This is a genomic window from Marinobacter sp. (genome assembly GCF_040882185.1).
Classification (GTDB): domain Bacteria; phylum Pseudomonadota; class Gammaproteobacteria; order Pseudomonadales; family Oleiphilaceae; genus Marinobacter.
Map to the genome: position 1 here is coordinate 444,040 of NZ_JBBEBW010000002.1, position 24,750 is coordinate 468,789.

General features: G+C 55.8%; 25 protein-coding genes. 23 read left to right on the forward strand and 2 right to left on the reverse strand.

Going from position 1 to position 24,750, the window contains the following annotated elements; all coding sequences use genetic code 11:
- Positions 1 to 2 precede the first annotated feature (2 nt).
- From WEB64_RS03150 to flhB, 19 genes are all read left to right on the forward strand, one after another.
- Positions 3 to 1,439: a sigma-54-dependent transcriptional regulator gene (locus tag WEB64_RS03150; protein ID WP_368061829.1), complete on the forward strand. Its 1,437-nt coding sequence runs from the start codon at positions 3 to 5 to the stop codon at positions 1,437 to 1,439.
- A gap of 284 nt (positions 1,440 to 1,723) precedes the next feature.
- On the forward strand, positions 1,724 to 2,092 hold the full coding sequence (fliE, locus tag WEB64_RS03155) for a flagellar hook-basal body complex protein FliE (RefSeq protein WP_368061828.1): 369 nt from the start codon (positions 1,724 to 1,726) through the stop codon (positions 2,090 to 2,092).
- Between the two features lie 15 nt (positions 2,093 to 2,107).
- A complete protein-coding gene (fliF, locus tag WEB64_RS03160; protein ID WP_368061827.1) occupies positions 2,108 to 3,808 on the forward strand; it encodes a flagellar basal-body MS-ring/collar protein FliF in 1,701 nt (566 codons plus the stop codon).
- A gap of 19 nt (positions 3,809 to 3,827) precedes the next feature.
- Complete coding sequence (fliG, locus tag WEB64_RS03165; RefSeq protein ID WP_368062256.1) at positions 3,828 to 4,847, forward strand: flagellar motor switch protein FliG; 1,020 nt, start codon at positions 3,828 to 3,830, stop codon at positions 4,845 to 4,847.
- A complete protein-coding gene (locus WEB64_RS03170; RefSeq protein ID WP_368061826.1) occupies positions 4,847 to 5,821 on the forward strand; it encodes a FliH/SctL family protein in 975 nt (324 codons plus the stop codon). The genes fliG and WEB64_RS03170 overlap by 1 nt, the downstream gene beginning before the upstream one ends.
- Positions 5,802 to 7,160: a flagellar protein export ATPase FliI gene (gene fliI / locus WEB64_RS03175; protein WP_368061825.1), complete on the forward strand. Its 1,359-nt coding sequence runs from the start codon at positions 5,802 to 5,804 to the stop codon at positions 7,158 to 7,160. Before WEB64_RS03170 ends, fliI begins: the two co-directional genes overlap by 20 nt.
- Entirely contained in the window at positions 7,160 to 7,612 is a 453-nt protein-coding gene (gene fliJ / locus WEB64_RS03180) for a flagellar export protein FliJ (RefSeq protein ID WP_368061824.1), read from the forward strand. Before fliI ends, fliJ begins: the two co-directional genes overlap by 1 nt.
- 165 nt (positions 7,613 to 7,777) lie before the next feature.
- The gene (locus WEB64_RS03185; protein ID WP_368061823.1) at positions 7,778 to 8,083 is read left to right on the forward strand and encodes an STAS domain-containing protein; all 306 of its coding nucleotides are present in this window, start codon (positions 7,778 to 7,780) and stop codon (positions 8,081 to 8,083) included.
- Between the two features lie 44 nt (positions 8,084 to 8,127).
- On the forward strand, positions 8,128 to 9,870 hold the full coding sequence (locus tag WEB64_RS03190) for a SpoIIE family protein phosphatase (protein WP_368061822.1): 1,743 nt from the start codon (positions 8,128 to 8,130) through the stop codon (positions 9,868 to 9,870).
- 34 nt (positions 9,871 to 9,904) lie between these two features.
- Positions 9,905 to 10,252 carry an Hpt domain-containing protein gene (locus tag WEB64_RS03195; protein ID WP_368061821.1) on the forward strand — a complete coding sequence of 116 codons (348 nt, stop codon included), beginning with the start codon at positions 9,905 to 9,907 and terminating at the stop codon, positions 10,250 to 10,252.
- A gap of 78 nt (positions 10,253 to 10,330) precedes the next feature.
- Complete coding sequence (locus WEB64_RS03200) at positions 10,331 to 11,593, forward strand: flagellar hook-length control protein FliK (protein WP_368061820.1); 1,263 nt, start codon at positions 10,331 to 10,333, stop codon at positions 11,591 to 11,593.
- Between the two features lie 221 nt (positions 11,594 to 11,814).
- Positions 11,815 to 12,312, forward strand: coding sequence for a flagellar basal body-associated protein FliL (fliL, locus tag WEB64_RS03205; protein WP_368061819.1), 498 nt, complete (start codon positions 11,815 to 11,817; stop codon positions 12,310 to 12,312).
- Positions 12,313 to 12,352: 40 nt separating this feature from the next.
- On the forward strand, positions 12,353 to 13,342 hold the full coding sequence (gene fliM, locus WEB64_RS03210; protein WP_368061818.1) for a flagellar motor switch protein FliM: 990 nt from the start codon (positions 12,353 to 12,355) through the stop codon (positions 13,340 to 13,342).
- Between the two features lie 6 nt (positions 13,343 to 13,348).
- A complete protein-coding gene (gene fliN, locus WEB64_RS03215) occupies positions 13,349 to 13,864 on the forward strand; it encodes a flagellar motor switch protein FliN (protein ID WP_368061817.1) in 516 nt (171 codons plus the stop codon).
- Positions 13,865 to 13,923: 59 nt separating this feature from the next.
- A complete protein-coding gene (gene fliO / locus WEB64_RS03220) occupies positions 13,924 to 14,373 on the forward strand; it encodes a flagellar biosynthetic protein FliO (RefSeq protein WP_368062255.1) in 450 nt (149 codons plus the stop codon).
- A gap of 38 nt (positions 14,374 to 14,411) precedes the next feature.
- Positions 14,412 to 15,134 (forward strand): flagellar type III secretion system pore protein FliP, encoded by a 723-nt coding sequence (fliP, locus tag WEB64_RS03225; RefSeq protein WP_368062254.1) that lies wholly within the window; start codon positions 14,412 to 14,414, stop codon positions 15,132 to 15,134.
- Positions 15,135 to 15,179: 45 nt separating this feature from the next.
- The gene (gene fliQ / locus WEB64_RS03230) at positions 15,180 to 15,449 is read left to right on the forward strand and encodes a flagellar biosynthesis protein FliQ (protein ID WP_368061816.1); all 270 of its coding nucleotides are present in this window, start codon (positions 15,180 to 15,182) and stop codon (positions 15,447 to 15,449) included.
- Between the two features lie 6 nt (positions 15,450 to 15,455).
- On the forward strand, positions 15,456 to 16,238 hold the full coding sequence (gene fliR / locus WEB64_RS03235) for a flagellar biosynthetic protein FliR (protein ID WP_368061815.1): 783 nt from the start codon (positions 15,456 to 15,458) through the stop codon (positions 16,236 to 16,238).
- The gene (gene flhB / locus WEB64_RS03240) at positions 16,238 to 17,374 is read left to right on the forward strand and encodes a flagellar biosynthesis protein FlhB (protein WP_368061814.1); all 1,137 of its coding nucleotides are present in this window, start codon (positions 16,238 to 16,240) and stop codon (positions 17,372 to 17,374) included. The genes fliR and flhB overlap by 1 nt, the downstream gene beginning before the upstream one ends.
- 39 nt (positions 17,375 to 17,413) lie before the next feature.
- On the opposite strand, the gene WEB64_RS03245 is transcribed toward flhB, so the two are convergent.
- Both WEB64_RS03245 and upp read right to left on the reverse strand, forming a co-directional pair.
- Positions 17,414 to 18,685: a uracil-xanthine permease family protein gene (locus tag WEB64_RS03245; RefSeq protein WP_368061813.1), complete on the reverse strand. Its 1,272-nt coding sequence runs from the start codon at positions 18,683 to 18,685 to the stop codon at positions 17,414 to 17,416.
- Positions 18,686 to 18,687: 2 nt separating this feature from the next.
- Positions 18,688 to 19,326 (reverse strand): uracil phosphoribosyltransferase, encoded by a 639-nt coding sequence (gene upp, locus WEB64_RS03250; protein WP_368061812.1) that lies wholly within the window; start codon positions 19,324 to 19,326, stop codon positions 18,688 to 18,690.
- Positions 19,327 to 19,535: 209 nt separating this feature from the next.
- Here upp and flhA point away from each other — a divergent pair, with 209 nt between their 5' ends.
- From flhA to WEB64_RS03270, 4 genes are all read left to right on the forward strand, one after another.
- On the forward strand, positions 19,536 to 21,698 hold the full coding sequence (gene flhA / locus WEB64_RS03255; RefSeq protein ID WP_368061811.1) for a flagellar biosynthesis protein FlhA: 2,163 nt from the start codon (positions 19,536 to 19,538) through the stop codon (positions 21,696 to 21,698).
- 60 nt (positions 21,699 to 21,758) lie between these two features.
- Positions 21,759 to 23,021 carry a flagellar biosynthesis protein FlhF gene (flhF, locus tag WEB64_RS03260; protein WP_368061810.1) on the forward strand — a complete coding sequence of 421 codons (1,263 nt, stop codon included), beginning with the start codon at positions 21,759 to 21,761 and terminating at the stop codon, positions 23,019 to 23,021.
- A gap of 65 nt (positions 23,022 to 23,086) precedes the next feature.
- The gene (locus WEB64_RS03265) at positions 23,087 to 23,899 is read left to right on the forward strand and encodes a MinD/ParA family protein (protein WP_368061809.1); all 813 of its coding nucleotides are present in this window, start codon (positions 23,087 to 23,089) and stop codon (positions 23,897 to 23,899) included.
- A gap of 8 nt (positions 23,900 to 23,907) precedes the next feature.
- Complete coding sequence (locus WEB64_RS03270; RefSeq protein ID WP_368061808.1) at positions 23,908 to 24,648, forward strand: RNA polymerase sigma factor FliA; 741 nt, start codon at positions 23,908 to 23,910, stop codon at positions 24,646 to 24,648.
- Positions 24,649 to 24,750 lie beyond the last annotated feature (102 nt).

Sequence of the window (24,750 nt, forward strand, 5' to 3'; positions counted from 1 at the left end):
TCATGGCCAGGGCTCAAATTCTCATTGTTGAAGACGACCGTGACCTGCGGGAAGCATTGGTAACCACACTGGAGTTGGCCAGGTTCCGGGTTCAGGAAGCGGATTCGGCCGAGCAGGCGATGGTGCGTCTGGCGGAAGAGTCCGTGGACATGATTGTCAGTGACGTCAACATGCCGGGGATGTCCGGCCATGAGTTGTTAGCGGAAGTGCAGCGGCATTATCCGGGTTTGCCAATGATGCTGATCACCGCCTATGGCCAGATCAGCCATGCGGTTTCTGCCATGCAGTCAGGCGCTATCGATTATCTGGTTAAGCCCTTCGAGCCTCAGGTTCTGGTAGAGGCTGTCAGCAAGGTCGTGGGTGGTACTCGTCAGAGTTGTACGGATGAGCCGGTCGCGGAAGACCCGATCAGCAAGCGGATGTTCCAGCTTGCCAGAAAAGTGGCAACCAGTGATTCCACCGTGATGATCTCGGGTGAAAGCGGCACGGGCAAAGAAGTTTTGGCACGGTTTATCCATCAGCAATCCACCAGAGCAGATCAGCCTTTTGTAGCGATCAACTGTGCTGCAATTCCCGAGAATATGTTGGAAGCGATATTGTTTGGTCATGAGAAGGGTGCCTTTACCGGTGCTCACGCCTCATCGCCTGGCAAGTTTGAACAGGCCAACGGTGGCACACTGCTGCTGGACGAAATTTCCGAAATGGACCTTAGTCTCCAGTCCAAGTTACTGCGAGTACTGCAGGAGCGTGAAGTGGAGCGGGTTGGTGGGCGTAAAGTTATCAAACTGGATGTGCGGGTGCTGGCCACCACTAACCGGGATCTTGCTGACTATGTACGTGAAGGCAAGTTCCGGGAAGACCTTTACTACCGTCTCAGTGTGTTCCCCATGCAATGGCGACCTTTGCGAGAGCGCCCCCTGGATATTCTGCCTTTAGCTAAAGCGTTGCTTAAACAGCATTGCCAGAAAATGAAGCTGACCGGTATCACCTTTGGCTCAGATGCCCGTCATGCTCTCATGGCCCACGCCTGGCCCGGCAATGTGCGGGAGCTGGATAACGCTATTCAGAGGGCGTTGGTATTGCACCAGGGCAACGTTATAGACGCGGCGGATATGTGTCTGAACAGCGGTTTGTCGGGTGTGGTTACCGAACCCACGGGCTTTCAGCCGGTGGTCCCACGCAATGGCGTGGCCGAACAGGACTATGAAGAAGCAGAAGCTGAACGGCCGGTGGCGTTAATGGAGGAGGATACTTCATCCCTCGGCAATGATCTGAGACAGAGGGAATTCCGGATCATCATCAACACGCTCCGTCACGAGCGAGGCCGCCGTAATCGCGCGGCCGAAAAACTCGGTATCAGCCCAAGAACGCTTCGCTACAAGCTGGCCCAGATGCGGGATGCCGGTATTGATCTGGATGCGGAACTGGCCTTGGCCTGAAGCTGCCAATTCCCTTGATCCCCTCGTGCGGCGCCTTTTGGCGCCGTCTTTTTTGGTGGGGAGGTGGCGTCAAGACTTCGGCGCAGCTGTTCTGAATTGATTCGGTAGTATGTTTAAGTCTATGTAATTTAAGTATTTATTTTATGTGGCCGAAAACTTGCTAACACTTCAGAGAACTTAACGATCCGCCGCGGTAGGTCAGGGTACCCACCCGAGACATTGCCACGTCTGAATACCAAAAACTGCACTCGCCGAGCCAAGTGGGTGTGCCAAGGGGGTTAACCATGGTTGAACGCGCCGACATTAACAGTGTTCTGTCAGACATACGCTCTCTGCGCTCTCAAATGCAACAAAATCAGCAGGTCGCGCAGGATAACTCTATCCGCGGCCGGATGGATGGGCCTGCACAGGTTGAACAGAGCAACGAAACCTCCGGCTTCAGTAATGTGCTGAAACAGGCGGTCGGGCAGGTCAATGAATTACAGCAAACGGCTGGCGACATGAGAACGGCTTACGAATTGGGGGATCCCAACATGGATATCACCCGAGTCATGATCGCCTCCCAGAAAGCGTCAGTTTCCTTCGAAGCCTTGACCCAGGTTCGTAACCGGGTGGTCAGGGCCTATGAAGACATTATGAACATGCCGGTTTGATAGCGGAGCTAAACCATGGCCAGTGTACCTGCACAAACCACTCGCAATGCCATGCCGGCAACAGATGACTCGGACGGTCTTGAAAGTCGGAACGATCTGGTTTTCGGCTTTAACCGGCTGACCTTGCTCCGTCAGATAGGTTTGATGGTCGGTCTGGCGGCCAGCGTTGCGCTAGGCGTAGCCGTTGTGCTCTGGGCGCAGGAACCGAACTATCAACCGGTGGTGGGAGACCTGTCCAGCTACAATCCCCAGGAAGTGACCGCCATTCTTGATCAAAGCGGCATCGAGTACCGCATGGACCCCCAGTCCGGCGCATTGATGGTGCCGTCTGAAAACGTCTATGACGCCCGACTAGCCTTGGCCGCACAGGGTGTTACGGATACCCAAACCATTGGTTATGAACTACTGGACCAGGATCGCGGGCTGGGAACCTCCCAATTCATGGAGACCATTAGCTACCGTCGTGGGCTCGAGGGCGAACTGGCGCGAACCATCGGTAGCATGCGCAGCGTAAAAGGTGCCCGGGTGCACCTGGCGATCCCTCAGCGATCCGTGTTTGTTCGCGATGCCCGCACACCGACAGCCTCAGTATTTCTTGAGGTATACGCCGGCCGCAGGCTGGAGCAGGAACAGATCGCCGCAATTATGAACCTGGTGGCTGGCAGCATTCCGGAAATGCAGAAAAGTAATGTCACTATCGTGGACCAGACTGGCAACTTGTTGACAGGCCAGGAAGAAGACAGCGGCCGCCAGCAGATGCAGGACCAGCAGGATTACCTGACCCGGGTTGAGCAGCGTCTGACCCAACGCATTGCTTCCATGATTGACCCGATTATCGGCGATGGCCGCTTTCGTGCGGAAGTCACGGCAGACCTGGATTTCTCGTCTGTGGAGCAGGCTGAAGAGCTGTTCAATCCGGATCAACAGGCCGTCCGCAGTGAGCGGGAAATGACTGATCAGCGAGGCACGGGTGCACTGGGTGGCATACCGGGCGCCTTGGCCAATCAGCCGCCTGCCGATCCTGTGGTCCCTGAGCAGGCCAATGGTGAGGACGGCGAACCGGTCGCAGCGCCCCCAGTGAATGTGCGTCGCGAGTCTACCCGCAACTATGAAATGGACCGCACCGTAAGTTATGTCCGGCAGGAACAGGGCCGTATCCAGCGTCTGACCGTGGCCGTGGCGGTCGATGATCGGAAAATGGTCGACCCAGCCACCGGAGAAGTGACCTATGAGCCCTGGACCGAACAGGCGCTGCAGCGGATGACCATGCTGATTCGCGATGCCGTGGGCTACTCTGCCGCTCGCGGTGATAGTGTAACGGTGATGAATACTCCCTTTGCTGTGCCAGAAACCATTGAATATCAGGAGCCAACATTTTGGGAGCAGCCATGGTTCTGGGACATGATGAAACAGGTGCTGGCTGGTCTGGTAATTCTGGTGCTGGTGCTAGGGTTGTTGCGCCCAACACTGAAAAGCCTCTCCGGTGGTGCGCGCCGTGACCGTGACGATGCTTTGGAAAGCGATGATTACGACGGGCTGGAAGGTTTAGGCGGAGGCGAGGCGATGAAGAACGCCATGGGTGGCAGTGATGATCTGTTGTTGCCCGGCGCCGCAGACGGCTATGATAGACACCTGAACGCATTAAAAGGTTTGATTGCCGAAGACCCGGGCCGGGTCGCACAGGTTATGCGCCAATGGGTGAATGTCGATGAGTGACGAAAACAAGCCGCCACAGATGGCAGAAACGCCCAGAAAGGTTCAGCGCAAGATTCCCCGGGTAGAGCAGGCCGCAATCCTCCTGATGTCACTGGGTGAATCAGATGCGGCCCAGATACTGAAACATATGGGTCCCAAGGAAGTTCAGCGTGTCGGTGTCGCCATGGCCCAGATGAAGGACGTCAGTAAAGACGACGTTACCTTTGTCATGGATCAGTTTGTCGACGCTGTCGGCGGCCAGACCGGTCTTGGGGTGGGTAACGACGATTATATCCGGGCAATGCTGACCCAGGCGCTGGGCGATGACAAAGCCGCCAGCTTGATTGACCGCATCCTGATTGGCGGTAATACCACCGGTCTGGATACGTTGAAATGGATGGAGCCCCGTGCGGTGGGCGATATCATCCGTTATGAGCACCCCCAGATTCAGGCGATCGTGATCTCCTACCTTGATCCTGATCAGTCCGCTGAGATACTTCGTACCCTTGATGAGAAAGTCCGACTTGACGTCATGATGCGGGTGGCCTCTCTGGAGAGCATCCAGCCTCAGGCCCTACAGGAACTCAACGACATCCTTGAGAAACAGTTTTCTGGCGGTTCGTCGGCAAAAACCAGCCGGATCGGGGGTATTAAACGTGCTGCAGATATTATGAACTTCATGGATCGCAGCATCGAAGGTAGCCTGATGGATTCCATCAAGGATATGGATCCGGATCTGGCCACCACGATAGAAGACCTGATGTTCGTATTTGACAACCTCAAGGACATTGATGATCGCGGCATCCAGGCGCTACTGCGCGAAGTGTCCTCGGATGTGCTGGTCATTGCTCTGAAAGGCTCCGACGACGGCGTCAAAGACAAGATATTCAAGAATATGTCGAAGCGTGCCGGTGAGTTGCTGCAGGATGATCTGGAGGCGAAGGGCCCGGTGCGTGTCAGCGAAGTGGAAAGTGCCCAGAAGGACATCATCACCATCGCCCGCCGCATGGCCGAAGCGGGTGAAATCACCCTCGGCGGTGCTGGCGAAGAAATGATGTGATGAAAGACCGCAGCCGCCTGGATCGCATTCCCAAGGAAGAACTTACCGCCTATGAAAAATGGGAACTTCCGTTGCTGGATCAGCAAGGCAACGAGGTAACCCGCGAGGAAGAACGCGATGTGAAACCCCTGACCGCCGGGGATATCGAAGCCATTCGGCAAGCTGGCTGGGAGGATGGTCACGCTGATGGGCGGGCGCACGGCATCAAGGAAGGTCACGTCGAAGGGGTCGCTCTGGGTCGCAAAGAAGGTCTGGAAGCGGGTCAGGCGGAAGGCCACAAGAAGGCACTCGAAACCTCCCGCTCAGAAGTCAACGCCAAACTGGCCAGACTGGAAAGTGTGATGGCAGAACTGCTCGATCCTATCCAACGCCATGAAGATGAACTCGAAACCGCCCTTGTCAATCTGACTACCGTGCTTGCCCGGGCGGTCATTTTCCGGGAGCTGTCGGTGGACTCGTCCCATATTGAAGCCATTGTTCGCCAAGCGATCGCGAGCCTGCCCTCCACCCGTGAGAACGTCAAAGTCCGGGTAAACCCGAAAGACAGTGAGTGGGTGCGGGAGGTTGCGGACCGTTTTGAGGCAGAAACCTCCATCATTGACGACAACACCATTCTGCCCGGCGGCTGCAAAGTCGAAACCCGGCACAGTCTGGTCGATTTCACCGTTGAAAAGCGTTTTCAGAAAGCTGTCCAGGGCATGCTGGACCAGCAGCTCTCAAGCGATCAGCCCGGCGACAGTGTCGAGATTGATGCCATGATGGGCGACCTGACCGATTTTCATCGCGAGGTTCTCTCTGAGCCTGGTGAGGCGCCAGACACTGCGTCAGAGCCAAGCCCCGCACCTGCACCGAAACCCGAACCACAGCCAGCATCAGCATCAGAGCAGGAACCTGAACCGGAACAAAACTCGGAACACGAACTGAATGATAAGGCATCGGGTGAGGAGGGTGATGATGAGCAGTCCCCTGGCTGAGCGCCTGCAACGCCTGACCGATTACCTCCCCCCCGAACTTGAGCCTGAACTGTCAGGCCGTCTTACCCGCATGGTGGGTCTCACACTTGAATGCGTTGGCTGCCCGATGGTGGTCGGCGACCGCTGCCTGATTCAAGGGCAGGGGGGCGGCACTGTCGAGGCCGAGGTTGTTGGTTTTGAGGATGACCGGGTTTACCTGATGCCGCTGACCGCCATCGAAGGTTTGCGCCCCGGCGCTCGCGTAGTGCCGTTGTCCGTCGCCAGCAGAGTTCCGGTGGGTCCTGAGCTGTTAGGCCGTGTTATCAATGGCACAGGCGACCCTCTTGATGGCCACGGCCCGCTCCGGGCTGAAGCCCAGGTGGCACTTGCCGGGGCAATTATTAACCCGTTGCACCGGGCGCCGGTGCGTCAGTCAATGGATGTCGGTATCCGGGCGATCAACGCCTTGATGACTGTTGGTCAGGGCCAGCGACTGGGGCTTTTTGCCGGTAGTGGCGTTGGCAAGAGCATGCTGCTGGGCATGATGACCCGCTTTACTGACGCCGATGTCACAGTGGTTGGCCTGATCGGGGAGCGGGGTCGCGAGGTAAAGGAATTCATCGAGGATATTCTTGGTGAAGAAGGGCTCTCACGGTCCGTGGTAGTGGCTTCACCGGCGGATGACTCCCCGTTGATGCGTCTTCGGGCCGCTATGCTGACTACCCGGATTGCAGAATACTTCCGGGATCAGGGCAAACGCGTGTTGCTCCTGATGGACTCACTCACCCGCTATGCCCAGGCCCAGCGGGAAATCGCATTGGCAGTTGGTGAGCCACCGGCCACCAAGGGTTATCCTCCTTCTGTGTTTGCCAAATTGCCCCAGCTGGTTGAGCGAACCGGTAACGGTAAGCCTGGCGGTGGCTCAATCACTGCCTTCTACACGGTACTCACCGAGGGTGATGACCAGCAGGATCCCATTGCCGACGCGGCGCGGGCGATCCTCGATGGCCACATCGTGCTATCCCGTCGCCTGGCGGAAGAGGGTCATTACCCCGCCATTGACGTGGAAGCCTCGGTCAGCCGGGTGATGCCGCAGGTTACAGACCCGGCCCATTTTGCCAACGCCCAGCGATTCAAGCAGGTGTATGCGCGTTATCAGCAGGCGCGGGACCTGATCAGTGTCGGCGCCTATGTCAAAGGCTCCGACCCTGAAACCGATTACGCAATCGACCATATTGATAACATGCGGGCCTTCCTGCGTCAGAATCTTGCTGAAAGCGCTCCGCTCACTACCAGTGTCGAACAGTTGGGTGCAGTGGTGCCGGATATCAAACCAGCCCGTGGCGGAAAGACTGAGTAATGCTGAGGTCCAGGAGACTCGAAGTCGTACTGGCGCTGGAACAACGCCGGGAAAGTGAGGCTCTTGAGCACATGACCCGCGCTCGGCAGCAGGTTCAGCAGCATCAACACAGGCTGGAGGAGCTACGCCAATACCAGGCAGACTACCGAACCCAGATGCGAAACAGCCAGCAGGGTGTCATTTCCGTCAGCCGACTCGAGGGCTGGCAGGCGTTTATCTCTCAACTTGACCAGGTCATCCAGCAACAGGAGAAGCAGGTCGCCCGATCCATGGAGGTGTTCGACAAGCGCCGCGAAGACTGGCGAGCGGCGTATGACCGCAGGCAGGGCATGGCGCGGCATATCGATGCCTGCCGGATGCAGGAACAACGGGCCACTGATTCCCGGGACCAGAAACAGCAGGATGAAGCGGCCGGGCGTGCCCACGCCAGAAGGCGTCTCAAGTCAAAATAAGGCAAAGCTTTATCAAATACCTGATGCAAATTATGTTTGCTCAGCTATCCTTTTAGTAATCATCGCGTGAAATGAAACGCAATCGCCGGACGAGATGAAAAGTAATCACTGTCTGAAACGAAATCCCGCCTTGCAGATGCCTGCTGACAAAATGGAGGATGCCGGATGGCGATCCAGACTAAGCGACACGAAGATGGCCGCACCCTGACCATAAAGATTGAGGGGCGTTTTGATTTCAGTACCCATCAGGCTTTCCGGGATGCCTACGAACATGGCGACCAGGAAGTCAGCCATTATGTGATCGATATGTGCGACACCAGCTACCTCGACAGTTCTGCGCTTGGCATGCTGTTGCTGTTACGGGATTACGCCGGAGGCGATTCGGCTCGCATCAGAATAGAGAACTGCAACAATGATGTCAGGCGAATACTGACAATTTCCAACTTTGAACAGCTGTTTGCCATCCGTTAGTTGCCCGTAAGGCTTTTTATGAAGCGCCACCAGGGAGATCATGTATGGAGGAACCTCTCCCCGAATCAGGCCCACTGCGAGTGCTGATTGCTGACGACAGCGACAGTGACCGATTGATTCTGCAAACCATGGTAAAACGGCAGGGCCACGAGGTGCGAGGCGTGGCGGATGGCGTGGAAGCCATCAGGGAATTTCGGAATTTCAAACCCCAGATTGTGCTGCTTGATGTCATGATGCCCCGCATGGACGGGATGGAAGCCGCGCAAGCTATCAAGGGCTTGGCCGGGGAGGTGCTGGTTCCGATTATCTTCCTGACCTCCTTGTCGGATGCCGGTGCGCTGGCGCGCTGCCTTGAGTCCGGCGGCGACGACTTCCTCTCCAAACCCTATAACCGCATCATTATTGAAGCGAAAATTAAGGCCTTCAACAGAATGCGGTTGATGCATCGAACCCTCAGCTACCAGCGGGACCTGATCCACGACCGTAATCGTCAGTTGCTGAGTGAACAGCAAGTGGCCAAGCGCGTGTTTGACAATGTCGCTCATACGGGCTGTCTTGATGCGTCCAATATCCGATACCACGCCTCGCCGATGTCCATTTTCAATGGCGATATCCTGTTTGCCTGTCCCCGACCGTCCGGAGGTATGCATATCCTGATCGGTGATTTCACCGGTCACGGTCTGCCAGCGGCCATCGGCGCCATGCCGGTCGCCGAAATATTCTACGGCATGACCAGCAAAGGCTTTGGTTGCGGGGATGTCCTGCGGGAGATTAACCAGAAACTCAAGCGTATCTTGCCCACCGGTATGTTCTGCTGTGCCGCGTTTATTGAAGCGGACTTTCACTTGCATTGCCTGCGAGTATGGAATGGCGGACTGCCAGATGGTTATCTGATCCGGCACAACGGCGAGCGCGTCGTGCTGGCATCTAACCATCTACCCCTCGGCGTGCTGTCCCCTGAGCGGTTTGCAGCCAACGTCGAGCACATTCGAACTGAGCCGGGCGATACTTTACTGATCGCTACGGACGGGATTCTGGAAGCCGAGAATTTGGAAGGTGAAATGTTCGGTGAAGCCCGTCTGCTCTCGCAACTGGATAAAGGTCGTGATGCACTGACACCCTTCGACGCCGTCATGAACGGGGTGCAGGGTTTTACCGGAGCACAGATGGTTCAGGATGATCTCACCGTCGTGACACTTGAAATGGTTGAGGAAGAAGAGTTGGCAGACTTGCCGAACCGTATTCCCCAGTCAGCCCTGCACGGGCCAGCCCATTGGTCCTGTGTTTATGAGATTGGTAATCAGACTTTAAGCCATTTCAATCCGTTGCCGTTGCTACTGCATATTTGTATGGAGGTTCCCGGCCTTCGACGTCGCAGTGGCGAGGTGTATACCCTGTTATCCGAGTTGTATACCAACGCCCTGGAGCACGGCATCCTTGAGCTCCCTTCGAGCTGGAAGAGTTCGCCCGAGGGCTTCGGGCATTACTATGCCGAGCGGGAACGTCGGCTGGCAGACAGCGAAGGGCATTACATCCGATTTACCCTGGACCACAAAACGACCCGGCGTGGAGGTGAATTACGCATCCTCTGCAAGGATTCGGGCACAGGCTTTGATTTCGCGGGGCTGGTATCGGCTCTGGAAAATGGCGAGCCCCAGGCTCGTTATGCTGGCCGTGGCCTGGTTTTATTAGAACAGCTCAGCCGTTCGCTGACCTTTAAAGAGCAAGGCAATCATATTGAAGTAGTCTATCATTGGGATTTTACTGAGGCACAGGCTCAGGATTGAGTCGAGCCCGAAAATCAGCACAGGGGAGTTGGTTATGAACGATAAGCCGCACCTGGATGAGGAAGCATTAGCTGAACTGCAGGATGTAATGGAAGATGAATTCGATGTGCTCATTCGAACGTATATCGCGGACTCCCGTGACAGGATTGAGGCACTGAAGTCAGCTCTGCAGAGCTCGGATGCGGATGCGTTCAAGAAATCTGCCCACAGTTTCAAGGGCAGTTGCATCAATATTGGAGCTCCCAGGTTGGGGGCATTGTGTTATGAAGCCGAGAAGGCAGGTAATGAACAGCAACTGGATGGCGCTGCTGTATTACTGGACACCATAGCGACAGAGTTCGAGACGATAAGTCGCATGCTGGAGCAAAGCCTCCAACATTGAACATCCACCACCTTGGCATCGGTTTTGCTCAGTTCAGATTAAACACACATCTGAGCCAGAAAGCGGCAAGAGGTTGCCATGCCAGGATCGGTACTACCCATAAGCCCGCCCCCCGACTTGCAGGGAGCGACGACAGAGAAGTCTCCATCTGCTAATCGAGAGGCTCCCGATAATCGTCAATACGAATCGGTTTCCCGCCAGGAGCAGCAACGGCTGGATCGCCGTGAGGCTGCCCGTGCAGCGACTCGTGCACAACAGGACCAGCGGGCCGAAGATCGCCGCGCTGACCGGTTACCGGCCGATAAATCTGCCGGGGTCGCAGGCACTGCGCAGGCGAAAACTTCCCCGGCAAAGCCTTCCGATAGAGACTTGCAAGCTGACCCTGCCAGTAGCGATGAGAATACCGTAGCCGCCGTTTCTTCCGTAGAGGACGACGCACCTGAAACGGATTTTGCAGATATCGTGCCACCCGCGGGGCTTGATAAGGCCTCGCTGGAGGTCGAGGCCTCAGACGCTGATCTGGTCTTCACTTTTGCTGATTTGCAGGCCCTGATAAGTGAGCGAGACGATTCACCAGTAGTGACCGGTCAGGGCGCGGTGCCTGGGTTGCCGGGTCTGACTGGTCAGACACCCTCTGCACCCGGCCTGATGGCAGGCGTGTTCGAAGGTATGCTGGGTGGCAAGGGTAATTCAACGACTGGCCAGGGCAGGTCTTCCGCCGAAACGACATTAAAACTGATGGAGAGTCTGGTCGGGCAATTGTCGGCAGAAGCGGGAAAGACGGCGGACACCGGATCGGCTATCGCCAGCCGTTTTCAGGGCAGTCTTGACCTTGCCTCGCAGTCGCTGACAGCGGCGGCAGGACAAAAGCCGCTGGAGGCCGCTATACCACTGCGAAGTTACACCACCAGTGTTGAGTTACCTGTTGGTCACGCTGAATGGGGTGACAAGCTGATGGGTAAGCTGGCCTGGCTGACGTCCCAGAACATGTCGATGGCTGAAATACATCTCACTCCGGCAGATATGGGGCCTATGGAGGTTCGTGTCCAGGTGCAGAATGACCAGGCGGCTGTCACCGTTCACACCACCAATTCGGCCGTCCGGGATCAACTGGAATTACACAGCCACCGACTCCGCGACATGCTTGGTGCCCAGGGTTTGGGGCTGGAGAGCTTCGACGTCTCAGATTCGTCAACGCGATCTGGCCAGGGACAGGGTGGCGATCAATCTGAAGATGTCCACGGCAATGGGGTGGTCAGCGTTCTGGATGACGATGAATTGCAGGAAGCACAGGGTGTGCTGGATCTGAGTTGGAAAGGTGAGCTGGATCTCTATGCCTGATTATCTGCCGGGCGCTGGCCCGGCGGATTTCCATTGCTGTTTCCTCGTTTATTGCTGTTCCCTCGTTTAAAGTACCCGCTGTCCTTGAAACCGCTTTGCCGAAGTCTAGGGTCGAGACTAAACTGTTGTTCTGAATCCTCGTTATCATCAAGCTGGCCCGCCCTTTGCATCAACTTGGTTAATCAGCGACACTGCTGACAAAATTCTGACAGAAGCGATTTATGGCTGAAAACAACGTTCCCGCTGAGGCGCCGAAAAAAGGCAAGCTAAAGCTTATTATTATGCTGGTACTTGTTGTCCTGCTGGCAATCGGCCTTTCCATTGCGGGCACCTTCTGGTTTCTTAGTAAGGATGATCCGGATACGCCGCCAGGCGATGCGGCGGAGGTTGTTGAAGTGTTCGCGCCGAACCAGTATCACGTTATCGAAAAGCCGCTGGTGGCCACCATTCAGGCGGAGAATCGCACCCGTTATGCCCAGATTTACCTGGCGTTTGAAGCCCAGGATGTGGCTCCGCTGGAGGCAACCAACACGCACCTGCCACTGTTGAGAAGCAGGCTTCTGAGTGTTCTTGGGGGCCAAAGTTTTAACGGTTTGCAGACTGTTGAGGGCCGGGACCAGCTTATTGCCGCCATGCTGGCGTCGGTTAACGGTGTGCTTGAGCAGGAAGGCGAGCCACCGGTATCGAATGTACTTTTCCTGAATTTCGTATTGCAGTGAACGACCCGATCCCGGGCTGACTTGATGGGCAGGTAGACGTATGCAGGATTTACTGTCACAGGACGAAATCGATGCCCTTCTACACGGTGTAGACGATGGCGATATCGACACCTATGACGATGTCGATGCTTCCGGTGTAAAAGACTATGACCTGGCAAGTCAGGACCGTATTGTGCGCGGTCGGATGCCGACGCTTGAAATGATCAATGAGCGTTTTGCCCGCTATACCCGCATCAGCCTGTTTAATCTGTTACGGCGCAATGCTGACGTCTCCACCGGCGGCGTTCAGATTATGAAGTTCGGTGAATATATTCACACGCTGTATGTCCCGACCAGCCTTAATCTTGTAAAAGTAAGGCCTCTGCGGGGCGCCGGACTGTTTATTCTGGACGCCAAACTGGTGTTCAAGCTGGTGGATAATTTCTTCGGTGGAGAAGGTCGACACGCCAAAATCGAGGGCCGTGAGTTCACCCCGACCGAGACCCGAATTGTTCAGATGGTACTCGATCAGGTCTTTCATGACATGAAGGAAGCCTGGCATGCGGTACTGAAAGTGGATTTTGAATACCTCAGCTCCGAGGTTAATCCTGCGATGGCCAACATCGTTAGCCCCAGCGAAGTGGTGGTGATCAGCACCTTCCATATCGAGCTTGATGGTGGCGGGGGCGAACTGCATATGGCGTTGCCGTATTCGATGATCGAGCCTATTCGTGATGTGCTGGACGCAGGTGTGCAGAGTGACATTGATGATGTGGACGAGCGCTGGGTAAATGCGCTCCAGGAAGATATAAAAGAGGTGAGCGTGCCGATCAATACCATGCTCTGCCGGCGACGGGTTTCCCTGCGTGAAGTGGCCAAGTTCAAGGCCGGGGATATTATCCCGGTTGAAATGCCGGATCTTCTGACCATCACCGCCAACGGTATTCCGGTATACAAGGCTACCTTGGGCACCCGCGACGGCAAGCTCGCACTCAAGATTGCCGGCCGGGCCAAGCAGCCCGTGGTGAAAAAACAACTGAAGGTAAGGTAGAACGCTATGGCTGACGACAAGAAAGATGAGCAAGAACTGAGCGAAGACGAAAAGCTCGCTGCCGAGTGGGAAGCTGCCATGGAGGAGTCCGGGGACACGGACGAAGAAGACCGCAATGATGAATGGGCCGCCGCGATGGAAGAGGCTGGTGAGACGTCCGGTGAAAAACCCGCAGTTGAAGATAAAAAGAAACAGGTAAAAACGGCTCCGATGGAGGAGTTTGAGGAAGCGGTAGGGGAAATGATTGGGGACGGCCCGGCGCCGGATCTTGACGTCATTCTTGATATCCCCGTGACCATTTCGATGGAAGTCGGAAATACCCAGATCCCCATTCGTAATCTCTTGCAGCTCAACCAGGGGTCAGTCATTGAACTCGACAGACTCGCCGGTGAACCGCTGGATGTTCTGGTGAATGGCACTCTCATTGCCCATGGCGAGGTCGTGATGGTGAACGAAAAATTCGGCATCCGGCTGACCGATGTGATGAGCCCGGGTGAGCGCATCAAGCGGCTGGCAAAGTGAACCTGTCTGTCATCGGGCCCCTCCGGTGGCCGCGGTTATATCAGGTAATGACGGGCATGATGGCATTAGCGGTGCCCGTACTCTGCGTGGCTGAGGAATCGGCCAGCGAGCCTGCAGGAAAACAGGCCACAGGTAGCGCCCCAGACACTCTGATCTCCATGGCAACGCTCGGTTTCGGGTTGCTGGCGGTGCTCGCTCTGATTATGGGCTGTGCCTGGCTGGTCCGTCGGATGAACGGGCTCACGGGTATGAACAGCAACGCCATGAAAGTGGTTTCTGTTCTGGCCCTGGGTACCCGTGAACGTATTGCCCTGGTAGAGGTTGGCGGCACCCAGATACTAGTGGGAATCACGCCTTCTTCCATTCGCACCCTGCACGTATTCGACGAGCCGGTGGTCAAGCCGGGGGAAGGCGGCAACACCGATTTTGCCAAACGTCTGCAAGGGCTGATGGGCCGTCAGTGGGCCTCGGATAAAACGCCATCAGATTCCACGGGAGGCAGCTCGTGAAGCGGCTTACTGGCCATTACAGCGTTTATTTTGTAGGCCTGATAGCCGTTTTATTGGCACCCTCGGCGCTGGCCGATATTCCCGGAATCCCGGCTATCCAGATGACTCCCGGGGAAGGCGAGGGTACCGAGGAATACTCGGTCACGTTGCAGATTCTGGCGTTGATGACAGCGCTTACCTTCCTGCCAGCCATGATGATGATGATGACATCTTTTACTCGCATCATCGTGGTGTTTGCCATCCTGCGTCAGGCGCTGGGTTTGCAGTCCACGCCTTCTAACCAGATTCTCCTTGGACTGACGCTGTTCCTGACCATTTTTATCATGAAACCGGTGCTGGAAGAGGTGAATGAGATAGCGCTGCAGCCGTATGTTCAGGAAGAAATCGGGCCACTGGAAGCGGTTGACCTGGCTAGCCAGCCGTTTCGGGAATTCATGCTGGGGCAGACTCGAGAGAGCGATCTCGCCCTGTTTATGCGGATAGCGGACGAGCCTCAATACGAGACTCCGGAGGACGTTTCGTTCTGGATACTGATGCCGGCATTTGTCACCAGCGAGCTGAAAACCGCATTTCAGATCGGGTTCATTCTATTTATTCCATTCCTGATCATCGACATGGTGGTGGCCAGCGTGCTGATGGCGATGGGTATGATGATGCTGTCCCCTATCATTATCTCACTGCCCTTCAAGATCATGTTGTTTGTACTGGTGGATGGCTGGGCGCTGATAATTGGCACCCTGGCCGCCAGTTACGGTATTTAGGGTGGTTTGCCCATGCGCCGTTTTCCGCTTCGAGGAGTCTGAGTTATGACACCGGAAACCGTTATCGACATTATGCGCGAGGCGCTCTGGATGATCGTCTTGTTGGCTGGGGTAATCATCATGCCGGGATTGGTGGTGGGGCTTGTGGTCAGCACTTTTCAAGCGGCCACCCAGATTAACGAGCAAACCTTGAGCTTTTTGCCGCGTCTGATAATAACGCTCCTGGTGATTATTTTTGCTGGCCCCTGGATGCTGACCAAGCTACTTGACCACGCTAATAACCTGATCACCAACATCCCTTTTCTGATCGGCTGATATCTCATGCCCTATGACGTCAGTGCGGATCTGATCGGGCAATGGGTAGGCCAGCATCTCTGGCCGCTATTTCGTATTGCCAGTTTCATGATGGTGATCCCGTTCATCGGTACGCAACTGGTACCTGCCAGAATCCGACTTGGGCTGGCGTTGCTGATCACTGTCCTTATTGTTCCTATGCTTGATGAGGTGCCCCAGGTAGAAGCCCTCAGCGCCGACGCCGTTATCATTACGTTGCAGCAGATTCTGATCGGCGTTGGGCTGGGGTTTGCCCTGACCGCGCTGTTCCAGCTGTTTGTCGTTACCGGCCAGATGATTGCCATGCAGATGGGTCTTGGCTTTGCGTCCATGGTGGACCCCGCGAATGGTGTCAGCGTGCCTGTGCTCTCACAGCTTTACTCAATATCAGTGACGTTGCTTTATCTGGCCATGAACGGCCACCTGGTTGCGTTTGAAGTATTTCTTGAGAGTTTTCGTACCTTGCCTATCGGTCTTGAGGGTCTTGGCCAGGCCGGGGTGTGGGATCTGGCTCACAGGATCAGCTGGGTCTTTGTATCGGCCATGTTGCTGGCTTTGCCTGCGGTAACCGCGGTGCTCATCGTCAATATTTCGTTCGGGGTGATGACCCGGGCAGCGCCCCAGATGAATATCTTCGCCCTGGGTTTTCCCATCGGTTTGATGTTTGGTTTGTTCTCCATTTGGGTATTGCAGGCCAATTTCCTGCCGCATTTTCAGCAGTATGCCGAAGAAACCTATGAGTTTATGCGCCAGTTGCAGGGGGTGCCCTGATGGCGGAAGAAAACGACAACAGTCAGGAAAAAACCGAAGAAGCCACTCCGCGACGTATTGAAAAATCTCGCGAGGAGGGCCAGACCGCCCGCTCCAAAGAGCTGGCAACCATGGCCGTGCTGCTGGCTGGCGCAGGTGGATTGCTGATGTTTGGCGCCGGTCTGGGTGCGTCTCTTGAAAACATCATGCGGGAAAATTTCGTCATTGAGCGCGCGGCGGTGTTCGATACTAACACCATGAGCCTGCTTTTGCTGGATTCTGCCCGGGAAGCTGCCGTTGCCCTGATGCCCCTGATGATTCTGTTATTCGTAGCGGCCATTCTTGGCCCCATTGGCATTGGTGGCATACTGTTTAGCGGCAAGGCGATTGCGCCAAAGCTGAACCGGATGGACCCGTTCAAAGGGCTTAAGCGGATGTTTTCGATGCGCTCGCTGATTGAGCTCGTCAAGGCCATCGCCAAAGTCACCCTGGTGATGATCATCGCCATCCTGATCCTCGATCTGCGTACAGCAGACTTGCTCAGTATCGCTGAAGAGCCAACCATTCCTGCAATGGAACATGTACTTTGGACTTTGGGCTGGAGTTTCTTTCTATTGGCCTGTGCGACCATCGTTATTGCTGTGATCGACGTGCCTTTTCAGATTTACGATCACCAGAAAAAACTGCGTATGACCAAACAGGAGGTCAAGGACGAATTCAAGGACAGCGAAGGCAAGCCGGAAGTAAAAGGTCGCATTCGCCAGCTACAACGGGAGATGGCTCAGCGCCGGATGATGCAAGACGTGCCAGGTGCCGACGTAGTCATTACCAATCCGACGCATTTTGCGGTCGCTTTGAAATATGATCAAAAAACCATGTCCGCGCCTGTAGTTGTGGCCAAGGGTGGGGACGAAGTGGCGTTCAAGATTATGGAGATTGCGAGGGAGCACAAGGTGGATATCCTTCGCACGCCTCCGTTGACCCGTGCGGTTTATCACAACACTGAGATCGGCGGCGAAATCCCTGATGGACTGTATATGGCGATTGCCCAGGTGTTGGCCTACCTGTTCCAGCTGCGCCAGTTCCGGCGCGGCCAGGGGCCGAAGCCCGGCATGCCGGACTTCCCAATTCCCGGTGACCTGCGCCGTGACGTCTGATGGCCTCCGGTCTGAATATTACTGACTGTTTTCAAGCCTTCAGAATGACTTGTCCAGAGCGTCCTCTTCCGTGGAGGCTTCTCCCCAGCCTGCATCTTTGCTGCCAGGCAGAATCAGATTCAAACCAATAGCGACAAGACCACAGAGTGCAATGCCCTCGACCTGGCCAATGGCCATACCACCAATACCAAACACCAGTGTAACCCCAGCAATCACCAGATTGCGGCGCTCCGAAAAATCCACCTGGTGCCGTATCAGGGTGTTCATTCCCACTACCGCGATAGAGCCGAACAGCAGACACAGGATACCGCCAATGACCGGAACTGGAATGGTTTGCAGAGCCGCGCCAAACTTGCCAACGAAGGCCAGGACAATAGCGATTACAGCGGCCCAGATCATGACCTTGGGGTTGAAGTTGCGGGTAAGCATCACCGCGCCGGTCACTTCCGAATAGGTGGTATTCGGAGGTCCACCCAACAGGGCAGCGGAGCTGGTGGCTATGCCGTCACCCAGCAGTGTGCGATGCAGGCCGGGTTTCTTGATGTAATTCTTGCCGGTGACATTCCCGATGGCCAGTACGTCCCCGATGTGCTCAATGGCGGGTGCAATCGCCACCGGAAGCATAAACAGGATAGCGGACCAACTGAAAGCGGGCGCCACAAAATTCGGGACTGAGAACCAGGCGGCTTGGGCAATAGCGCTGGTATCAACGATACCGGCAAAGGCGGAGAGCACATAGCCGACGCCAATCCCGAACATGATGGGTACCAGCCGGAACAGGCCTTTGGCCCAGACCGCCGCCAGGATAGTGACTAACAGTGAAATCATCGCGATGACAATGGCGGTAGTGTAGGGAACCAGTTCTGCGCTGCCATCCCCGGCCCGGCCGGACGCCATGTGAACCGCCACCGGTGCCAGGCTGAGACCGATGACCATAATCACCGGGCCAATGACGACCGGTGGCAGCAGGCGGTTGATGAAGCCCGTACCTTTAAGCCTGACGACGCCACTCAGCACCATATAAAGTACGCCCGCTGCCGCCAGGCCACCCAGGGTTTCTTCCAGGCCGAACTTGGCCTTGGCTGCAATAACCGGAGCGATGAATGCAAATGATGAGGCCAGGAAAACCGGCACCTGACCACCGGTGATGATATGAAAGATCAGCGTGCCAAGGCCCGCCGTGAACAAGGCCACATTGGGATCGAGCCCAGTGATCAGAGGCATCAGAACCAGTGCTCCGAAAGCCACCAGCAACATCTGCGAACCTGCCAGTGCCTGACGCCAGACGGCGCCCTCAGTAGGGTCCTGCATGCTTATATGTCCTTTTGTTTGGTGCCGAAAATCTTGTCACCGGCGTCGCCCAGGCCGGGCAGTATATAGCCCTTCTCGTTGAGGCGTTCGTCCACGGAGGCGGTATAGATGGAGACATCGGGGTGAGCATCCAGCACTTTCTTTATGCCTTCTGGAGCCGCCACCAGTATCAGCGCACGTATTTCGGTGCTGCCTGCTTTTTTCAGCAGCTCAATGGTCGAGATGAGTGAGCCGCCGGTCGCCAGCATCGGGTCCACAATGATGGCCATGCGCTGATCTAGCTCGCCCACCAACTTTTCCAGGTAGGTGCTGGCTTCCAGGGTTTCCTCATTCCGGACCTGGCCCACTACGCTTACGCGCGCCCCGGGAATAAGCGTAAGAACGCCTTCCAGCATGCCCATGCCCGCCCTGAGTATTGGCACGATGGTGACCTTTTTACCGGTGATACGTTCAACCTTCACTGGGCCAGCCCAACCCTGGATGGTTTCCTCTTGTAGCAGGAAATCCTTACTGGCCTCATAGGTCAACAGAGCACCAATTTCCTGGGCCAATTCCCGAAAGTTTTTGGTGCTGATATCGGCCCGGCGCATCAGGCCCAATTTATGGCGGATCAGGGGGTGTTTTACCTCGTGAATCGGCATGGCTCACCTATTTGTCAATCAGAAATGGACGCAAGGATACCGCATCTCCGGGTCGGCGTCAGGTGTTGGATGCGCAGGTGAGAGCAATTGATTCTGCTGTTAAGTCAGCCTGGTATGGTTCTTGCGATACCCAGGGGTACAGGGCGCTTTGGCGTCAAAAAACCGACCGGCAATTGATACAGAACGTACTGCGCGGAGAGCACCGGAAGATGGATCGAGCTTTAGTCTTCAACAATGTCAAATCCCTGACAGCCGGAAATCTGGGCATTCCCCTGATGCTGATGGCGCTGTTGGGAATGATGATACTCCCGATGCCAGCATTCCTGCTCGACGTGCTGTTCACCTTCAATATCACTCTGTCCATTGTCATTCTGCTGGTCTGTGTCTACGCCCTGCGTCCGATGGAGTTTGCCGCCTTTCCAACTGTTCTGCTGGTGGCGACATTGCTCCGGCTGGCACTGAACGTAGCGTCTACCCGAATAGTCCTGCTCAATGGCCATGAAGGGGGCGACGCCGCCGGTAAGGTGATCGAGTCGTTCGGTGAAGTTCTGATCGGCGGTAACTATGCGGTTGGCCTGGTGGTGTTTGCCATCTTGATGATCATCAACTTCCTGGTGGTAACCAAAGGTGCCGGCAGAGTGTCGGAAGTTAGCGCTCGGTTCACCCTGGATGCGATGCCAGGCAAGCAGATGGCCATCGACGCCGATCTCAACGCGGGTCTGATCAATCAGGATGAGGCCAAGTTCCGGCGCGCAGAGATTGCCCAGGAAGCGGATTTCTACGGTTCCATGGACGGTGCCAGCAAGTTTGTAAAAGGCGATGCGGTGGCCGGTCTGCTGATTCTCGCCATCAACATCTTTGGCGGTGTTGCCATTGGCATGCTTCAGCACGACCTGGCGTTTGGCGACGCCATGCGAAACTACGCCCTGCTGACCATCGGTGACGGTCTGGTTGCACAGATTCCCTCGCTCTTGCTCTCAACCTCAGCAGCAATCATGGTGACCCGGGTTACGTCCAGCCAGGATATGGGCGGCCAGATTCTGGAACAGATGTTTACCGCGCCCCGTGCGCTGGCTATCGCCGCCACCATATTGCTGATCCTCGGTCTGATTCCGGGCATGCCCCACGTGGCGTTTCTGGGCCTGGGCAGTCTGTCCGCTGGCCTGGCGTACTGGATCTGGAAAAAACAGCGGCAAACGGTAGAGGAAGACGATGTCTTCCCGGTTCGGAGCGGCTCCAAGCCTGTAACGCAAGGGCCTGAAACTCGCAACGGTGGGGATGCCAGCCAGGCCCTCCCTGCGCCCGGGGAAACCCGTGAACTGGGCTGGGATGACGTGTCGACAGTGGACATTGTAGGGCTGGAGGTAGGATACCGGTTGATTCCACTTGTCGATAAATCCCAGGGCGGGCAGTTGTTGACCCGTATCAAGGGGGTGCGGAAAAAATTGTCTCAGGATCTTGGTTTCCTGATGCCTTCCGTCCATATTCGCGACAATCTGGACCTGATGCCCAACGTGTATCGCATTACCCTGATGGGCGTCACCATTGCTGAAGCGGAGATTCATCCTGATCGGGAGCTGGCGATTGACCCGGGCCAGGTTTTCGGAAAAATTGACGGCATTGAGGGCAAGGACCCGGCCTTCGGCCTGGATGCCAGCTGGATAGAGCCGGAGAAAAAAGATCAGGCCCAAACCCTCGGCTACACCGTGGTGGATGCCAGTACGGTGGTGGCCACTCATCTTAACCAGATCCTGCAAAAACACGCCCACGAACTGCTCGGTCACGAAGAGGTACAGAAGTGGCTGGACCAGCTTGAAAAGCTGTCACCGAAGCTGGCGGAAGAGTTGGTGCCCACCACTCTCTCCATTAGCGTCTTGCTGAAGGTATTGCAAAACCTGCTGAGGGAAGAAGTTCCCATACGCGATATGCGATCGATTGCGGAGGCCATCGTCAATGTCCACCCCAAGAGCCAGGACGCCAAAGTACTGACCACTGCGGCTCGTCAGGCGTTGCGCAGAATGATTATCCAGAGTATCTGCGGCAACGAATCTGAAATTCCGGTGATCACACTGGACCCGGAGTTGGAACAGTTATTGCTGAAGTCCATGCAGCAGAGTCAACAATCCGGCGGTCACGATGACATCGGGCTGGTTTTGGAGCCAGGCATGGTAGAGAAACTTCAGCGGTCTCTTCAGGACACCGCGCAACGACAGGAAATGCTCGGCAAGCCCGCTATCTTGCTGGTTTCGGCGCCGCTCAGGCCGGTGCTGGCGAAATTTGCCAGTTTCGGCATTGAGCGTTTGCATGTGCTCTCTTACCAGGAAGTACCGGATAACAAACAAATTACGATTGTGGCGTCAGTCGGTCAGTAAGTGCCGGAGACATCGAGCAGGGGCGGCAGTTAACCACCGCCACCGGGAGGATGAAGCATTATGAAAGTAAAACGGTTTTTTGCGCCAACCATGGCTGAAGCACTCAAACGGGTCCGTGAAGACATGGGAGCGGACGCGGTCATCCTGTCCAATCGACGCGTGGATGGAGGAGTCGAAATTGTGACGGCCCTCGACTACGACGAAAATATGGCGCGTCAGCGTCTCGGCGATCGTGCTATCGAAGCCACTAATGGCTCCCGACTGGCCGAAATGCAGGCGGATCACCACCGTCGCCTTGAAGACGAATTGGGTCGTTCAAGAGATCGTATCCGCGGCGTTCGTGAACAGCGGGCCGCGGAAGGGCAGCGCTATCCGGACCCTTTAAGCGCGGTTGAGGTGCCATCCCGTTCTGCAGCAGAGGCGTTCCCGAATAATGCGTTAGCAGAAATGCGAGCGGAGATTACCTCGCTGCGGGACCTGATGACCACCCGAACCCCGGCAATAAAGGCTCCCCAGCCCACGGATGCTTCACAGCAACGGTTGGCTGAGCGCCTGGAAGAATTTGGCCTGACCCGGACCCTGGCGTCCGCGCTGTCAAAGAGCCATGGTAAGAGTCGTCTGGACGAGGGTTGGAAACAGGCACTGAAAACTCTGGCAGCCGGTGTCAAGACCACCAGAACCGAATGGCTGGAGCAGGGCGGTGTCTTTGCTTTGGTTGGCCCTACCGGCTCCGGCAAAACCACGACGATCGGCAAGATGGCCGCCCGCTACGTCTTGCGACATGGCGCCGACTCGCTTGCGCTGGTAACAACAGATCGCTATCGGGTGGCCGCACACGAGCAGTTATTCGTCTTTGGTCGCATTCTGAACGTTCCCGTCCGCGTAGTGGATGAAAGTCATTCATTGGATGCTATTCTTGAAGAGTTGTCGGATCGGCATCTGGTGCTGATTGATACCGCCGGCCTTACCCAATCCGATCGTGGATATCAGGAACAACTGCTAGAGTTGGCGCAAAGCCGTCACGGCATCAAGTCGCACCTGGTTGTATCGGCTACCAGCCAGGCGCGTATTATGAAATCCATGTGGCATTGCTATAAGATGGCTAAGCTCGCGGGTTGCGTTATTACCAAGATTGACGAAGCGTTAACCCTGGGTGAAGCGCTTGGCTTTGTCATGGAGACAAGCCTGCCGCTGGCTTACTACACTAATGGCCAGAAAATTCCCCAGGATCTGCATCACGCAGAAGCTATTCCGCTGGTGAGGCTGGCTGTAGAGCGTTTGAAAACAGTCCAGAAGGAGCTGGCCCTGGCAGAAGGTGCGTAATTAACAGGTCGTTTTACGTAACGATGAGGGGTCGGACTTAACGTGTCACAGAGACAAGAGTCAGTATGAGTAAACCACATCCGGTTCAGGTGATTGCAGTCACTGGTGGGAAGGGCGGCGTCGGCAAGAGCAACGTTTCAGTCAATCTCGCTATTGCACTTTCTCAGATGGGGCGTCGGGTCGTCGTGCTGGATGCCGACCTCGGGCTGGCCAACATTGATGTATTGCTCGGCATTACTTCCAACAGAAACCTGGCGGACGTATTGGCCGGTGAGTGTGACTTGCGTGACGTGTTGGTTGATGGTCCGGGCGGAATCAAAATCGTACCAGCCTCATCGGGTACCCAACGGATGACTCAGTTGACGCCTATGGAGCACGCGGGGCTCATCAACGCCTTCAGCGATATCGGTGACCAGATTGACGTGCTGATTATCGACACCGCTGCCGGTATCTCGGAGTCAGTGGTCAGTTTTCTGCGGGCTTCCCAGGAACTGTTGTTTGTGGTTTGTGATGAACCGACCTCTATCACCGACGCCTACGCGTTGATCAAGTTGATGAACCGGGATTACGGCGTCAGTCGCTTCCGGATTCTGGCTAATCAAGTCCGCAACGAGCAAGAGGGAAAGCACCTGTTCGGCAAACTCACCCGGGTTACCGAGCGCTTCCTGGATGTAGCGCTGCAATACGTGGGCATGGTGCCTTACGATGAGTCGGTCAAGAAAGCCGTCCAGCGCCAGCGTGCAGTGATGGAGGTTTATCCAAGGGCCAAGGCCTCCCTGGCCATAAAAGCGCTGGCAGAAAAAGTCGATAGCTGGCCATTGCCCTCATCGCCACGGGGCCACCTCGAATTCTTCGTTGAACGCCTTGTAGAGGCCTGACTGGATACATGACGTTGGCGAAACGCCTGGGAATCTATAACAAAACTGGCGCCCGACAAGCTGATGAGCTTGTCGAAACTCATGCTCCGCTGGTGAAAAAAATTGCGTTGCACCTGTTGGCGCGTCTTCCCGCCTCAGTGCAGCTGGACGACCTTATGCAGGCCGGAATGATAGGCCTTCTCGAAGCTGCCAATAAATTCCAGTCTGACAAAGGCGCCTCGTTCGAAACCTACGCCGGTATTCGTATTCGCGGTTCCATCGTGGACGAAATTCGCAAAGGGGACTGGGTTCCCCGATCGGTACACCGAAATGCCCGCCGGGTGGCCAATGCGATCAAGGTCGTTGAGGACCGTACCGGGTGCGAGGCACAGGACGCTAACGTCGCGGAAGAGCTCGACATGTCACTCAGCGAATACCATGCCTGTTTGAACGATGCCAGCAGCGGCAAACTTTTTAGTCTTGATGAGCTCAATGAATCCGGCGAGCTGCCGATAGAAGAACAGGAGGCGTCGGATAATCCCCTCAATGGCATCACTTCTGACGCGTTTCGCAAAAGCCTGGCGGAGGCCATCGGTGAGCTACCCGAGCGGGAAAAACTGGTCCTGAGTCTGTACTACCAGGAGGAGCTCAACCTGAAGGAAATTGGCGCAGTGATCGGCGTCAGTGAGAGCCGGGTCAGCCAGATTCATACCCAGGCGGCGATGCGGCTGCGGGCCCGATTATCGGACTGGTCCACCACCACGGCCTGAGATCTGTAGTTTTTGGTAACCGCGGCTTTACAACGGCGCGGCAGACAAGACAATAAGCGGTGTAATTCTGGCAGGCGGCTAGACTGGCAAAACGGTCAGCGT

Bases quoted from the DNA above. Each gene is read 5' to 3' on its own strand.
- upp (WP_368061812.1), bottom strand. From the start codon at position 19,326: ATGCCGATTCACGAGGTAAAACACCCCCTGATCCGCCATAAATTGGGC.
- fliM (WP_368061818.1), top strand. From the start codon at position 12,353: ATGCAGGATTTACTGTCACAGGACGAAATCGATGCCCTTCTACACGGT.
- fliQ (WP_368061816.1), top strand. From the start codon at position 15,180: ATGACACCGGAAACCGTTATCGACATTATGCGCGAGGCGCTCTGGATG.
- fliE (WP_368061828.1), top strand. From the start codon at position 1,724: ATGGTTGAACGCGCCGACATTAACAGTGTTCTGTCAGACATACGCTCT.
- WEB64_RS03195 (WP_368061821.1), top strand. From the start codon at position 9,905: ATGAACGATAAGCCGCACCTGGATGAGGAAGCATTAGCTGAACTGCAG.
- WEB64_RS03190 (WP_368061822.1), top strand. From the start codon at position 8,128: ATGGAGGAACCTCTCCCCGAATCAGGCCCACTGCGAGTGCTGATTGCT.
- fliF (WP_368061827.1), top strand. From the start codon at position 2,108: ATGGCCAGTGTACCTGCACAAACCACTCGCAATGCCATGCCGGCAACA.
- flhB (WP_368061814.1), top strand. From the start codon at position 16,238: ATGGCGGAAGAAAACGACAACAGTCAGGAAAAAACCGAAGAAGCCACT.
- WEB64_RS03265 (WP_368061809.1), top strand. From the start codon at position 23,087: ATGAGTAAACCACATCCGGTTCAGGTGATTGCAGTCACTGGTGGGAAG.
- fliO (WP_368062255.1), top strand. From the start codon at position 13,924: ATGGCATTAGCGGTGCCCGTACTCTGCGTGGCTGAGGAATCGGCCAGC.
- flhA (WP_368061811.1), top strand. From the start codon at position 19,536: ATGGATCGAGCTTTAGTCTTCAACAATGTCAAATCCCTGACAGCCGGA.
- flhF (WP_368061810.1), top strand. From the start codon at position 21,759: ATGAAAGTAAAACGGTTTTTTGCGCCAACCATGGCTGAAGCACTCAAA.
- fliI (WP_368061825.1), top strand. From the start codon at position 5,802: ATGAGCAGTCCCCTGGCTGAGCGCCTGCAACGCCTGACCGATTACCTC.
- WEB64_RS03200 (WP_368061820.1), top strand. From the start codon at position 10,331: ATGCCAGGATCGGTACTACCCATAAGCCCGCCCCCCGACTTGCAGGGA.
- fliG (WP_368062256.1), top strand. From the start codon at position 3,828: ATGGCAGAAACGCCCAGAAAGGTTCAGCGCAAGATTCCCCGGGTAGAG.
- fliJ (WP_368061824.1), top strand. From the start codon at position 7,160: ATGCTGAGGTCCAGGAGACTCGAAGTCGTACTGGCGCTGGAACAACGC.
- WEB64_RS03245 (WP_368061813.1), bottom strand. From the start codon at position 18,685: ATGCAGGACCCTACTGAGGGCGCCGTCTGGCGTCAGGCACTGGCAGGT.
- WEB64_RS03150 (WP_368061829.1), top strand. From the start codon at position 3: ATGGCCAGGGCTCAAATTCTCATTGTTGAAGACGACCGTGACCTGCGG.
- WEB64_RS03270 (WP_368061808.1), top strand. From the start codon at position 23,908: ATGACGTTGGCGAAACGCCTGGGAATCTATAACAAAACTGGCGCCCGA.
- fliL (WP_368061819.1), top strand. From the start codon at position 11,815: ATGGCTGAAAACAACGTTCCCGCTGAGGCGCCGAAAAAAGGCAAGCTA.
- fliN (WP_368061817.1), top strand. From the start codon at position 13,349: ATGGCTGACGACAAGAAAGATGAGCAAGAACTGAGCGAAGACGAAAAG.
- WEB64_RS03185 (WP_368061823.1), top strand. From the start codon at position 7,778: ATGGCGATCCAGACTAAGCGACACGAAGATGGCCGCACCCTGACCATA.
- WEB64_RS03170 (WP_368061826.1), top strand. From the start codon at position 4,847: ATGAAAGACCGCAGCCGCCTGGATCGCATTCCCAAGGAAGAACTTACC.
- fliR (WP_368061815.1), top strand. From the start codon at position 15,456: ATGCCCTATGACGTCAGTGCGGATCTGATCGGGCAATGGGTAGGCCAG.